The sequence below is a fragment of the Pseudophaeobacter sp. genome, assembly GCF_039971195.1.
Classification (GTDB): domain Bacteria; phylum Pseudomonadota; class Alphaproteobacteria; order Rhodobacterales; family Rhodobacteraceae; genus Pseudophaeobacter.
Window position 1 is genome coordinate 18,062 of record NZ_JBDWPJ010000235.1, and the last position, 12,623, is coordinate 30,684.

Here is a 12,623-nt window from a genome sequence, read left to right on the forward strand (position 1 = left end):
CTAGATGCAGGGTCCACCCGTTGGGCCCAGCGCGCAGCCCTCCGAGGGAGGGCTGCGCGGGGCGCGACATGTCGGGACTCGCAATGAGAACAAAACGGGAATATTGTAACGGGCATGTCTGTTGAATTTGCCTGCCTGTCCAACTTTACCTTTCTCACCGGAGGCTCGCATCCGGAGGATTACATCAGTCGTGCGCTGGTGCTGGGGCTCCGGCATATTGCCATTGCGGATGTGAACTCGGTTGCCGGTATCGTGCGGGCCCATGCCGCGTGTCGTGACATCGCCCGCCGGGTGCAGGAGCGGCAGAGCTGGGACAGGTGTAACGGCGAAATTGGTCCGCCGCGCCCGGCAGGTTTACTACAGGCAGATGTATCGCAGGCGCTGTCTTTTCCTGTCTACGATCGGGTGCGTTTGCTGCCAGCTGCCAGGTTGGTTTTTGCCGATGCACCTGAGGTGATTGCTTTGCCGCAGAGCCGGGCGGGCTGGGGCAGCCTCACGCGATTGCTATCCAAGGGACGGTTGCGGGCGCCCAAAGGGGACTGCCTGCTCTATCTGTCGGACCTTCTGGAGGGGGCAGGTGATCTCCACTTGCTCTTGGTGCCACAGGCGCAACACCAGCCCGGCGGCGCGGGCGGGTGGGGGCCACATATAGAAGCATTGACGCGCCGCTTTGCCGGGCAGATGCACCTGATGCTGGCGCCGCAGTATGACGGCCGGGATCAGACCCGTTTTATCCAGGTGCGAGACTGGGCAAGGCACCTGAACCTGCCGCTGCTGGCCGGCGCCGCTCCGCGCATGCATCACGGCAGCCAGCGCCGTCTTGCGGATGTGCTCAGCGCCATTCGCCTGCGCTGCCGGGTTGAGGATCTGGGTCGCGCTGCCCTGGCCAATGGCGAGCAACGCCTGCGCGCGCCGCCCGAGATGGCGCAGCTGTTTCGCGGCTATGAAGAGGCCCTCTGCGCCGCCAAGGACCTGGCGCAGCGGCTGGATTTTTCCCTGGATGAGCTGCGCTATGATTACCCGGACGAAGGGCTGGAGGGCGAGAGCCCCAGCACCCGTCTGCGCCGCGCAGCCGAGGCGGGGCTGCGCTGGCGCTACCCCGGGGGTGCTTCGCCAAAGGTACGCGCCATGTTGGAGCATGAACTGCAGCTGATTGCCCGGCTGAAATACGAGCCCTATTTTCTCACCGTCAATGACATCGTCCAGTTTGCCCGCTCGCGCGGGATCCTGTGCCAGGGCCGGGGGTCTGCCGCCAATTCGGTGACCTGCTATGCGCTGGGCGTCACCTCGGTCAGCCCGGAAATGGGCACCATGGTGTTTGAACGCTTCGTGAGCGAGGCGCGCGACGAGCCACCGGATATCGATGTGGATTTTGAACATGAGCGCCGCGAGGAGGTGATCCAGTGGATCTATGAGCGCTACGGCCGCCACCGCGCCGGGCTTTGCGCCACGGTGATCCATTATCGCGGCAAACGCGCCATCCGTGAGGTGGGTCGCGCCATGGGCCTGTCGCAGGATACTATAGGCGCGCTGTCCTCGCAGCTCTGGGGCGGGTTTGACCGCTCAGGCAGCGCTGCCGCGCGTCTGGCCGAGATCGGCCTGGACCCCAATGCCCCGCGCCTGCGCCAGACCCTGGAGCTGGTGCAGCAACTGATCGGGTTTCCGCGCCATCTGAGCCAGCATGTGGGCGGGTTTATCATCACGCAAGGCCGGCTGGACGAGCTGGTGCCGATTGAAAACGCCGCGATGGAGGGGCGCACGGTGATCTGCTGGGACAAGGATGACATTGATACCTTGGGTATTCTCAAGGTGGATGTGCTCAGCCTCGGCATGCTCAGCTGTCTCCGCAAGGCCTTTGATCTGATGCGCCAGCATCACCATCTGGATTATGATCTGGCCACCCTGCCGCCCGAAGACCCACAGGTCTATGACATGCTGTGCCGGGCCGACAGTCTTGGCGTGTTTCAGGTCGAAAGCCGGGCGCAGATGAATTTCCTGCCACGGATGCGACCGCGCGACTTTTATGATCTGGTGATCGAGGTGGCCATCGTGCGCCCCGGTCCCATCCAGGGTGATATGGTGCACCCCTATATCCGGCGGCGCAACGGCGAGGAAAGCGTCGAATACCCCTCGGATGCCCTGGGCGCGGTGCTGCGCAAAACCCTCGGTGTGCCGCTGTTTCAGGAGCAGGCGATGCAGATCGCTATGGTGGGAGCAGGGTTTACGCCCGAGCAGGCCGACCGGCTGCGGCGCTCGCTGGCGACCTTCAAGAACCACGGCAATGTCAGCGAGTTTCGCAGCCTGTTTCTGCGCGGCATGAAGCGCAATGGCTATGAGGATGATTTCTCGCAGCGGTGTTTTTCCCAGATTGAGGGCTTTGGCTCCTATGGCTTTCCCGAAAGCCATGCCGCCAGTTTTGCGCTTCTGGTCTATGCCTCAGCCTGGATCAAATGCCATCATCCGGGGCTGTTTGCCTGCGCCTTGCTGAATGCTCAGCCGATGGGGTTTTACGCCCCGGCGCAGATCGTGCGAGATGCCCGCGAACATGGCGTCACGGTGCGCCCGATCTGCATCAATGCCAGTTTCTGGGACAATGTGATGGAGCCGGATGGGCAGGGCGGATTGGCGCTGCGCCTGGGCTTTCGCCAGATCAAGGGTCTCAGCGAAGAAGACGCCTGCTGGCTGACGGCGGCGCGGGGCAATGGCTACATGGAGGTCGAGGACCTGTGGCGTCGCGCAGGCCTCAGCCCGCCGGTGATCACCCGCCTGGCCGAGGCCGATGGCTTTGCCGCGCTGGGGCTGAGCCGACGTGACGCCCTTTGGGCTGCCAAGGCGATCACTGCCAAGAAACCGCTGCCGCTCTTTGCCCGCGAGATGGAGGGCGAGAGCATTCATGAGCCCGCCGCGCATCTGCCACAGATGCGCATCGGTGAGGAGGTGGTGGAGGATTATGTCGCCATGCGGTTGTCGCTGAAGGCGCATCCTGTGGCGTTGCTCAGGCATCTGCTGACGCCGCAGAACGCTGGTGGCGCTGCGGGCGGCAGGGGGGAGGATTGAATATTTATGGAAAGGTGATGCGGGCTGGCGGGAGTATTTGCAACAGGGGTCTAGGCGCGGAGATCGGGAGAGGCGCGATGGTACCTTGGTACCTTGATACTAACGTGGAATCCACCTATATGGAGGTTCTGCACAGGAGATCGCGATGAAAACAGTCACCCGCGTACAAACCGGCCTGCGTCTTGAGGCGCGGTTGTTAAAAACCATGAAGGCGCTGGCGGAATACCTGGATATTTCGGTGGCCGAGCTGGTGGAGGGCACGGTTCTGCACGCCTTTGAGGGCAAAGCGCCCTTCTCGGAAGAGACATTGAAAAAGATCGAAGCGCTACGCGGGGTCTATGAACTCGACCTGCGGGCAGAAGACAGCCATAGCTTGAGAGAGGATCCAAAATGAGCAGCGAAACTGGCGGTGAACGCAGCGATTATGCGGTGATGGCGCAGGAGCTGAGCGCCGGAAGCCTGGGCCCCGAGGGCTTTAGCCATCGGGCCCATCTTGGGGTGGCCTATGAGATGGTCACCCGGCATGAGACCTTTGAAGCCATGGCGATCTATGCGCGAGGGCTGCGGGCCTTGACCGAGGCCGCCGGGGTGCCGGAGAAATACAATGCCACCGTTACCTTGGGGTTTATGAGCCTGACGGCAGAGCGGGCGGCGACCAAGACCTATGAGAGCACTGCGCAGTTCCTGGCGGAAAATGACGACCTGCTGACCTCAGGTGTGATGGCGCAGTATTTCTCGCCCGAATTTCTGGGGTCTGATCTGGCACACCGGGTGCCGCTGTTGCCGCGTCCGAGCTGACTGTATCGGTGCTGTTTTCGCCCCTGTGACAGCTTGGTGGTTCACCCCGGGCGGGCAAGCGGGTAGAAGGCTGACAACGCCTTTCTACCGTCCAGACCCGGAGCCTTGATATGTCCACGCCCAAACCTGTCGTTCTTTGTATTCTTGATGGCTGGGGCAGTGCCGCACCGGGAGAGGCCAATGCGCCCTATCTGGCGCAGACACCGAATTTTGATGCTCTGATGGCTTCGGGGCCGCAGGCGCGGCTGGTGACTCATGGGCCAGAGGTTGGCCTGCCCAGTGGCCAGATGGGCAATTCGGAAGTGGGCCATACCAATATTGGTGCTGGCCGGGTGGTGGCGATGGATCTGGGGCAGATTGATCTGGCGATCGAGGATGGCTCGTTTCAGAAAAATGTGGCGCTGCAGGCGTTTATCGCCAAATTGAAAGCAAGCGGCGGCGCGGCGCATCTGATGGGGCTGGTCTCGGATGGCGGCGTACATGGGCATATCAACCATATCCTGGCAGCCATCCGCGCCATCACGGAGGCAGGCGTGCCGGTCTGGCTGCATGCGATCACGGATGGGCGCGATGTGGCGCCAAAATCTGCCTATGGCTATTTTGAACAGCTGAACGAGGGCCTGCCACAGGGTGCCAAGGTGGCAACTGTCACCGGGCGCTATTTTGCCATGGATCGCGACAACCGCTGGGAGCGGGTCAGTGAGGCCTATGCGGCGATGATCAAGGGCGAGGGACGTAGCGTCGCGGATGCCCATGATGCGGTGACCCATGGCTACAACCAGTCGGAGACCGATGAGTTCATCGGTGCCAGTGTGGTGCGTGGCTACGCAGGGGCGCAGGAGGGTGATGGGTTTTTCTGCCTCAACTTCCGCGCCGACCGCGCCCGTGAGATCCTGCGCGCCATTGGCGAGCCGGGCTTTGCCGAGTTTGACACGGGCTCCCGCCCCAAACTGGCAGCGCTTTTGGGTATGGTGGATTATTCCAAGTCTCATAATGTCTACATGACCACTGCCTACCCCAAGGCCGAGCTGGTCAATACCCTAGGTGAATGGGTGGCCAAACAGGGCAAGCGCCAGTTCCGGCTGGCGGAGACCGAGAAATACCCGCATGTGACCTTCTTCCTCAATGGTGGCAAGGAAGAGCCGGAACCGGGCGAAGACCGGGCCATGCCCAAATCGCCCAAGGTGGCGACCTATGATTTGCAGCCCGAAATGAGCGCACCAGAGGTGACAGAGAAGTTTGTTGCCGCCATTGAGGCGGGCTATGACCTGATTGTCACCAACTACGCCAACCCGGATATGGTGGGGCACACGGGCGATATTCGGGCGGCGATCAGGGCCTGCGAGGCGGTGGATCAAGGGCTGGGGCAGGTGGTTGCGGCCTTGCAAAAGGCTGGTGGCGCCATGCTGGTCACGGCGGATCACGGCAATTGCGAGGTTATGGTGGATCCTGAAACCGGCGGCGCCCATACTGCCCATACCACCAATCTGGTGCCGCTGGCGCTGGTGGGCGGGCCGGATGGGGTGGCTCTGCGCAATGGCCGTCTTGCCGATCTTGCCCCCACCCTGCTAGAGCTTATGGGCCTGCCCAAACCGGATGAAATGACCGGTGAGAGCCTCCTGACCTGACAACCGGACCAAAAAGGCCAGAGCCAGATGATGACACGCGCCGCTGGGCTGCTTCTCTTTGTACTGACCGCCCTTGCCGCGCCGCTGCAGGCACAGCAATCGCCTGCCGATGCGGCGCAGACCGCGGCGGATCAGCTGGAGGCCGCGACCGTTGACTTGGAGGCAGCGGACAGTGCGCGCGACCGGGTCAAGGCGCTGACCGAAACCGTCCGCGCCTATGAGGCGGGTCTTGGCGCCATGCGCGACGGGCTACGCCGGGTGGCGCGGCGGGAAACGCAGCTTCTGGCGCAGTTGAAATCCCGCGAAGATGACGTTGCCGAGCTGCTTGGCATCTTGCAAACCATTGAAACATCAGCCCCCCCGGTGCTGATGTTACATCCCTCGGGGCCGCTGGGGGCGGCCCGTTCGGCGATGATGGTGGCGGAGGTCACGCCGGGGCTTTATGCACGGGCCGAGGCCCTGCAGAGGGATCTGGAAGAGGTGCAGACCCTGCGCATTTTACAACAAAGCGCGGCCGGAACCCTGGAAAAGGGCCTCACCGGTGTACAGGAAGCCCGCACTGCGCTTTCCAAAGCGATTTCTGACCGCACGGATCTGCCCCGGCGCTTTACCGAGGACCCGGTGCGTACTGCCATTTTGATTTCCTCGACCGAGACGCTGAGCGGCTTTGCCAGCGGTCTGTCTGAAATAGCCGGTGGCGCCGAGGCGGTTGCCCCCAGCAATGCCAATATCAGCGCCCTGCGCGGAGAGATTGATCTGCCGGTCGAAGGTCTGCTTTTGCGCGGCTTTGAAAAACGCGATGCGGCGGGGATTGCCCGGCCCGGGTTGCTGGTCGCGGCGCGGGCGCGGGCCTTGGTCTCTTCGCCGACGGCGGCAACAATCCGCTACCAGGGGCCGCTGCTGGATCTGGGCAATGTGGTGATCCTTGAACCGCAGCCGGATACGCTCTTTATTCTGTCAGGTCTGGCAGAGGTTTACGGTGAGGCCGGTCAGGTCATTCCAGCAGGCACTCCGGTGGGTCTGATGGGCGGCTCTGCGCCGCAGGCTGGTGCCATTTTGTCACTTAGCAGTGAAGGGGGTGGAACTGACCGGACAGAAACGCTCTATATAGAAGTCAGAATGGACAACAGCCCGGTGGATCCTGAAACATGGTTCCGTATCGGAAAAGGTGGATGAAGGTTTCATGAAAAAATTTGCCATGGCGGCTATTGGCGGCACGCTGGCCGGTATCGTCGCAACAACCTATGTGGCCGGCCCTCTGCTTGCGCAGGAATCGACCCGCGAAGCGACGGTCTACGAACAGCTGGATCTGTTTGGCGATATTTTTGAGCGTATCCGCGCGCAATATGTCGAAGACGTGGATGAGAAAGAGCTGATCGAAGCGGCCATTGGCGGCATGTTGTCGTCGCTGGATCCGCATTCCAGCTATCTCAAACCCGATGATGCGGCCAGCATGCGGGTGCAGACCCGTGGGGAGTTTGGCGGTCTGGGCATCGAAGTGACCCAGGAAGAAGGCTTTGTCAAAGTCGTCTCGCCCATCGATGGCACCCCGGCGGATGAGGCCGGTATGGAAGCTGGCGATTTCATCACCCATGTGGACGGCGAAAGCGTGCTTGGCCTTGGTCTCGACGAGGCGGTGGACATGATGCGCGGGCCGGTTGGCTCTGAGATCGTGATCACCGTGGTGCGCGAAGGCGAAAGCGAACCCTTTGATGTTTCGATCATCCGCGACACCATCAAACTGACCGCCGTGCGTGCCCGTACCGAGGGTGAGACTGTGGTGCTGCGTATCACCACCTTCAATGACCAGACCACCCCCAACCTCGAAGCCGGTCTGCAAAAGCAGGTCGAAGAGGCGGGCGGTATGGAGAACGTCAACGGCATCGTGCTGGATCTGCGCAACAATCCCGGTGGTCTTCTGACCGAGGCGATCAGTGTTGCTGACAGTTTCCTCGACAGCGGTGAGATCGTCTCTACCCGGGGCCGCAACCCCGAAGACGGCGAGCGCTTTAATGCGATCCCAGGTGATTTGTCGGATGGCAAACCTATCGTGGTGCTGATCAATGGCGGTTCCGCCTCGGCCTCTGAAATTGTCGCCGGTGCGCTGCAGGATCATCGCCGTGCAATCGTTGTCGGCACCAAGAGCTTTGGCAAAGGTTCGGTTCAAACCGTGATGCCGCTGCGGGGCAATGGCGCCATGCGTCTGACCACCGCGCGCTATTACACCCCGTCGGGCCGGTCGATTCAGGCGCTGGGCGTCTCCCCTGACATTGTGGTGGAACAGCCACGTCGCACCGCCGAGGCCGAAGAGACCGAGGAAGAAAGCGCCGCACGTCGCACCCGCACCGAGGCGGACCTGCGCGGCAGCCTCAACAACGACAGCCTGACCGAGGATGAAATCCGCCAGATCAAAGAAGATCGTGAGCGGGCAGAAAAAGCCGCTGAACTGCGCGAGCAGGACTATCAGCTGGCCTATGCTATCGACATCCTCAAGGGTCTCGTTGCGCTGGGGCCAAAGCAATAATCTGCGGCGAGGTCTCAGGGGCGGAGTCCCTGAATTTCAGCCCGGATTTCAGCACTGACACAGATCAGGACCGCCCCTTTGGGGGCGGTCTTTTTGCATCGCTCATGCCTGCTTACGACCTGCGCGGGGGCAAAGGGGCTTTAGCTGCGCCGTGTTTTGTGATTCTTAACGCCAAAACCGCGCCCCGCAGCCCTCTCTGCAAGAAAGCACCGCTTCAATGACCCCACGGGATGACCCCCAATCGCTGAGCGCGCTGGAGAAGCTTGGCTGGCAAGCGTTTTTTGCTGATCAGGTGGCGGATGAGGATCTGCAAGAGACCCCGCCGGCGCGGGTTGTCGAGGCCCACCGCAGTGGGCTGCGGGTGCAAGGCGATGGCATCGATCAGCTGGTGCCGCCAAAACTGGCTGCCACCGTGGGCGACTGGATCCTGCTTAACCAGGTGCTGCCAACCTCCAGCCGGGTGCTGGAGCGCAAAAGCCTGTTCAAACGCCGCGCGCCGGGGCATGACCGGTCATTGCAGTTGATTGCGGCCAATACCGACACCAGTTTTATCGTCACATCCTGCAATCCGGATTTCAATCTGGCGCGGCTGGAGCGCTATCTGGCGCTGGGCTTTGAGGCCGGGGTGACGCCGGTGATCCTGTTGACCAAACCGGATCTTTGTGACGATCCCTCCCCCTATGTGACCCAGGCCGAAGCGATCTCGGCGCGGGTGCCGGTGGTGCTGCTCAATGCCAAAAGCGACAGCGCCAAGGAACAGCTGGCGCCCTGGTGCAAACCGGGGGAAACGCTGGTCTTCCTGGGCTCCTCCGGGGTGGGGAAATCCACCTTGGTAAACGCGCTTTTTGGCAAGGACACCGCTGAAACCGCCGAAATCCGCGAAGACGATGCCCGCGGGCGCCACACCACCCGGCACCGGCATATGCGGTTCTTGCCCAATGGCTGCGCGGTGATGGATACGCCGGGGATGCGCGAATTGCAGATGGCCGAGGCCGAAAGCGGCATTGCGGATCTGTTTGAAGACCTGACCGAGCTGGCCACTCAGTGTAAGTTTCGCAATTGCAAACATGAAGGCGAGCCAGGCTGTGCGCTCACCGCGGCGCTGGGCAGCGGTGAGGTGACGCAGGCGCGGTTGGACCGCTGGAGTAAACTAGCCACCGAAGACCAACTAAATACCGCCTCGCTGGCAGAGCGAAAAGGCAGCGGCAAGGTTTTGCAAAAGGCCATTCGTGCCGTCAAGAAACGCAACAAGAAAACCCGTCGGTAAAGAGGCGTACACGCAGCTGTGATCGGGAGGTTTTTACATTAACGCCCGGAAACCGGCGACGAGTGCGGGGGGATGGGGCTAGTCTGCCCCCATGATGTTTGACCTACCTGATTCCCGGACGCTCTACACAGCGCTGTGTGCCCGCGATGCCTCTTACGAGGGGCGCGCCTATGTAGGGGTTTCCTCCACCGGTATCTTTTGTCGTCTCAGCTGCCCGGCGCGCAATCCCAAGTTTGAGAACTGCCAGTTCTTTGCCACGCCCGGCGAATGCATCGAGGCCGGGTTTCGCGCTTGCAAACGTTGCAAGCCGCTGAAGGCCGCCGCCGGGGATGATCCGATGGTGCAGCCGCTGGTTGACGCGCTGGAGGCCCGCCCGACCCATCGTTGGCGCGAGGGCGATCTGGTGCAGCTTGGCTATGATCCCTCAACAGTGCGCCGTGCTTTCAAACGGCATTTTGGCATGACCTTCCTTGAAATGGCGCGACAGCGCCGGTTGCGCGAAGGCTTTACTGCGCTGTCGGCCGGGGAACCGGTGATTGCCGCCCAGATTGATGCGGGGTTCGACAGCCCTTCGGCCTTTCGCGCCGCCTTTGCCCGGCTGGTTGGTATGGCACCGGGGAGTTTTCGCAAGGATGCCTTGCTACAGGCGGACTGGATCGACACGCCGCTGGGGGCGATGATTGCCATCAGTTGCCCGCACCAATTGCACCTGCTTGAATTTGCCGACCGCAAGGCGCTGCCGCGCGAAATGCAGCGGCTGCAAAAGGCGCAGCCCGGCGGTATTGGCTTTGGTCGCCCCGCCCCGACTGAGCAGATTGCCAGTGAACTGGCGGCCTATTTTGCCGGGGCCGAGGCGCGGTTTGAGACGCCCTTGGCGCTGCATGGTACCGCATTTGAACGTGAAGTCTGGCGCTACCTGTTGCAGATCCCTGCGGGCGAAACCCGGAGCTACTCGCAGATTGCCCGCGATATGGGCCGTGCTTCGGCTACCCGTGCGGTGGCGCGGGCCAATGGCAGCAACCAGATTGCCGTGGTCATTCCCTGCCACCGGGTGCTCTCGGCAGATGGTAGCCTGACCGGCTATGGCGGCGGGCTGTGGCGCAAACAGCGCCTGATTGAAATTGAAACCAGCTACACAGAAAGACTAACCGCATGAGCTATTCTGATCGCGCCCGCGCCTTTGCCGCGCTGCACCAATCTGGCACACCTCTGGTGCTCTATAACATCTGGGATGCAGGCAGCGCCAAGGCCATTGAGGGCGCCGGAGCCAAGGCCCTGGCCACTGGCAGTTGGTCCGTCGCTGCGGCGCAGGGCTTTGGCGATGGCGAAGAAATCCCGCTGGAACTGTTGCTGGAGATCGCAACGCGGATTGCCGCCAGCAGTGATCTGCCGCTGACGGTGGATTTTGAAGGCGGCTATGCGGTGGAGGCTGCAGCGCTGACGCAAAACGCGAGGCGGCTGGTGCAGACCGGCGCGGTTGGGATCAATTTTGAGGATCAGATTGTCGGCGGTGAGGGGCTCTATACTGTCGACGACCAAGCCAAACGTATCGCGGCGATGCGCTTGGCAGATAGTGACTACTTCATCAATGCCCGCACCGATTTGTTCCTGAAAGAGCGCGATGCGGAAAAGCACGCGGACCTGGTTGAGCAGGCGATTACCCGCGCAGCGGCCTATGCCGAGGCCGGCGCCAGCGGTTTCTTTGTCCCCGGATTGACGGATGCGGGTCTGATTGCTCAGATCACTGCCGGCTCGCCACTGCCGGTCAATGTGATGATGCGCCGGGGCATGACCCTCGCGGCGATGGCCGAGGTGGGGGTGGCACGGGCGAGCTATGGGCCGGGGCCATACGCAAAGGCGATGAAGCAACTGGCAGAGGCTTTCACCGCGCTGGAATAATCACAGGCGCACCGAGGCAAGTGTCTCAGCTGGTTTCCAGACAATGGCGGCGGAAGGCGCGTTTCAGCATGTCGAGTTCGGCGCGCAGCAGTTCGATCTCGGCCCGCATGTCATCGACCGCCGCCTCGCCTGCAACCAGCGAGAAACTGTCGAGCCGCTGGCCCCCGCTGCCGCCCTCGGCGATGACAAAGGTCTGCACCCCATCCGAAATGGCCTGGGGGGGGATGGTGATACGCAGGTTCCATTCGCTAGCGGCATTGCCCTCGCTCACCGCCACGCCCTCCAGCGGTTGATCCTGATACAGGACCTGAATGTCGGGCGGCAGGCCGGTGTCGGCGGCGTGCTGGATCACCCCTTCCCAGGTGCCATTGCGAAAACGGATCTTGGTGACGGTCAGGTCGCTCATCTCTTTTGGCCTCAGATATTGGCGCGGCGGTGGCGCGCAAAGGTCAGATCGCGCATCACAACCTGGTTCATATCCGGCGCCTCAAAGATGAGGTCGAGCCAGATCCGCTCGATGCGTTTTTCGTTCAGATCGGAATAGGCGAGGTCATATTCCACGGTGACGTTTTTCTCACCCAGGGGCAGCTCCCGCACCAATTGTTCGGTGTTGGGACCGTGACGGATATTCAGCCGGGCAAAGATCTCGATCGGTTTTTCGGTCTCGATAATGCTGTCAACGCGCACCAGATGATGGCGCGACAGGCCTTGGCAGGCCTCGACCGGCAGATCCACCACAAGGGACAGGAAAGAGCCGTCAAATTTGAAAACATCCATGCGCAGACCAAAGGGCGCCAGATCTTCTTCGCGGCTGTTGCGCAGCTGGCGCAGGGTCAGTTCCGAGATGTCGCAATCATGAAACAGGGTGATTTCTTCGCCCAAATTGGATTTTGACGGCACCGAGGACAGGCCCGGCGTTGGCAACGGGCCGCGCCACAATTCGGGACGCCAGGACCAATCGGTGCCATGGGGACGGGGAAAAAACGAGGATCCGATCTGTGGCAGGGCCAGACGCCCGTCGGCAATATGGATCAGCCGGTCCAGCTGGCCGCGCAGGGCACGGGCCTGGTTGCGCTGCTGGCGCAGCTGCGGCAGTGGCGTCGTGGCGGCCTGTGCCGCGCTCTGCCGCCAGCGACGCAAGGCGCCCCGGTGCAACAGCTTGTTCAGAAAACCGCCCATGTCGCGTTCTGCTACCTTTGTTTTGCTCGGTCTTAGCTCCGGACTTCTGCCCGGAGGTCATGTGTATGGGATCCCAGTGGCAAAGCCGGTCCGATCCCAGTGTCTGCGGTCAATCTAACGGGGTAGGGCGCTGAAACAAACCGGAAATCCGCCTGCGCAACGAGGGTTTTTCACTGGGCGCTTCGGCGCTGGCTGCGGCAGAGCCTTCTGCCACGGGGTTTTGTCCCTCAGGGCGTGCTTTTGGTCGCGCCGCAGCGGAGGTTTGCGCGGT

11 protein-coding genes are annotated in these 12,623 nt (G+C 62.0%); 9 read left to right on the forward strand and 2 right to left on the reverse strand.

What is annotated here, in order from left to right:
* The first annotated feature begins 114 nt into the window (after positions 1-114).
* The 9 genes from ABJP42_RS20460 to ABJP42_RS20500 all read left to right on the forward strand — a co-directional run bounded on the left by ABJP42_RS20460 (position 115) and on the right by ABJP42_RS20500 (position 11,173).
* Positions 115-3,057 carry an error-prone DNA polymerase gene (locus ABJP42_RS20460; protein WP_348343778.1) on the forward strand — a complete coding sequence of 981 codons (2,943 nt, stop codon included), beginning with the start codon at positions 115-117 and terminating at the stop codon, positions 3,055-3,057.
* Between the two features lie 145 nt (positions 3,058-3,202).
* Positions 3,203-3,451, forward strand: a complete 249-nt coding sequence (locus ABJP42_RS20465) for a hypothetical protein (RefSeq protein ID WP_348343780.1) — start codon at positions 3,203-3,205, stop codon at positions 3,449-3,451.
* Positions 3,448-3,855, forward strand: a complete 408-nt coding sequence (locus ABJP42_RS20470; RefSeq protein WP_348343781.1) for a hypothetical protein — start codon at positions 3,448-3,450, stop codon at positions 3,853-3,855. The genes ABJP42_RS20465 and ABJP42_RS20470 overlap by 4 nt, the downstream gene beginning before the upstream one ends.
* A gap of 110 nt (positions 3,856-3,965) precedes the next feature.
* Complete coding sequence (gpmI, locus tag ABJP42_RS20475; protein WP_348343783.1) at positions 3,966-5,483, forward strand: 2,3-bisphosphoglycerate-independent phosphoglycerate mutase; 1,518 nt, start codon at positions 3,966-3,968, stop codon at positions 5,481-5,483.
* Between the two features lie 30 nt (positions 5,484-5,513).
* A complete protein-coding gene (locus ABJP42_RS20480; protein ID WP_348343796.1) occupies positions 5,514-6,659 on the forward strand; it encodes a murein hydrolase activator EnvC family protein in 1,146 nt (381 codons plus the stop codon).
* 7 nt (positions 6,660-6,666) lie between these two features.
* On the forward strand, positions 6,667-8,007 hold the full coding sequence (locus tag ABJP42_RS20485; protein ID WP_348343785.1) for a S41 family peptidase: 1,341 nt from the start codon (positions 6,667-6,669) through the stop codon (positions 8,005-8,007).
* A 217-nt stretch (positions 8,008-8,224) separates the two neighbouring features.
* On the forward strand, positions 8,225-9,274 hold the full coding sequence (gene rsgA / locus ABJP42_RS20490; protein WP_348343787.1) for a ribosome small subunit-dependent GTPase A: 1,050 nt from the start codon (positions 8,225-8,227) through the stop codon (positions 9,272-9,274).
* Positions 9,275-9,365: 91 nt separating this feature from the next.
* A complete protein-coding gene (locus tag ABJP42_RS20495) occupies positions 9,366-10,430 on the forward strand; it encodes a bifunctional transcriptional activator/DNA repair enzyme AdaA (protein ID WP_348343788.1) in 1,065 nt (354 codons plus the stop codon).
* The gene (locus tag ABJP42_RS20500; protein WP_348343790.1) at positions 10,427-11,173 is read left to right on the forward strand and encodes an isocitrate lyase/PEP mutase family protein; all 747 of its coding nucleotides are present in this window, start codon (positions 10,427-10,429) and stop codon (positions 11,171-11,173) included. Before ABJP42_RS20495 ends, ABJP42_RS20500 begins: the two co-directional genes overlap by 4 nt.
* 25 nt (positions 11,174-11,198) lie before the next feature.
* On the opposite strand, the gene ABJP42_RS20505 is transcribed toward ABJP42_RS20500, so the two are convergent.
* Both ABJP42_RS20505 and ABJP42_RS20510 read right to left on the reverse strand, forming a co-directional pair.
* Positions 11,199-11,579 (reverse strand): hypothetical protein, encoded by a 381-nt coding sequence (locus ABJP42_RS20505; RefSeq protein WP_348343791.1) that lies wholly within the window; start codon positions 11,577-11,579, stop codon positions 11,199-11,201.
* Positions 11,580-11,590: 11 nt separating this feature from the next.
* Positions 11,591-12,352 (reverse strand): DUF6478 family protein, encoded by a 762-nt coding sequence (locus tag ABJP42_RS20510; RefSeq protein ID WP_348343793.1) that lies wholly within the window; start codon positions 12,350-12,352, stop codon positions 11,591-11,593.
* Between the last annotated feature and the right edge of the window lie 271 nt (positions 12,353-12,623).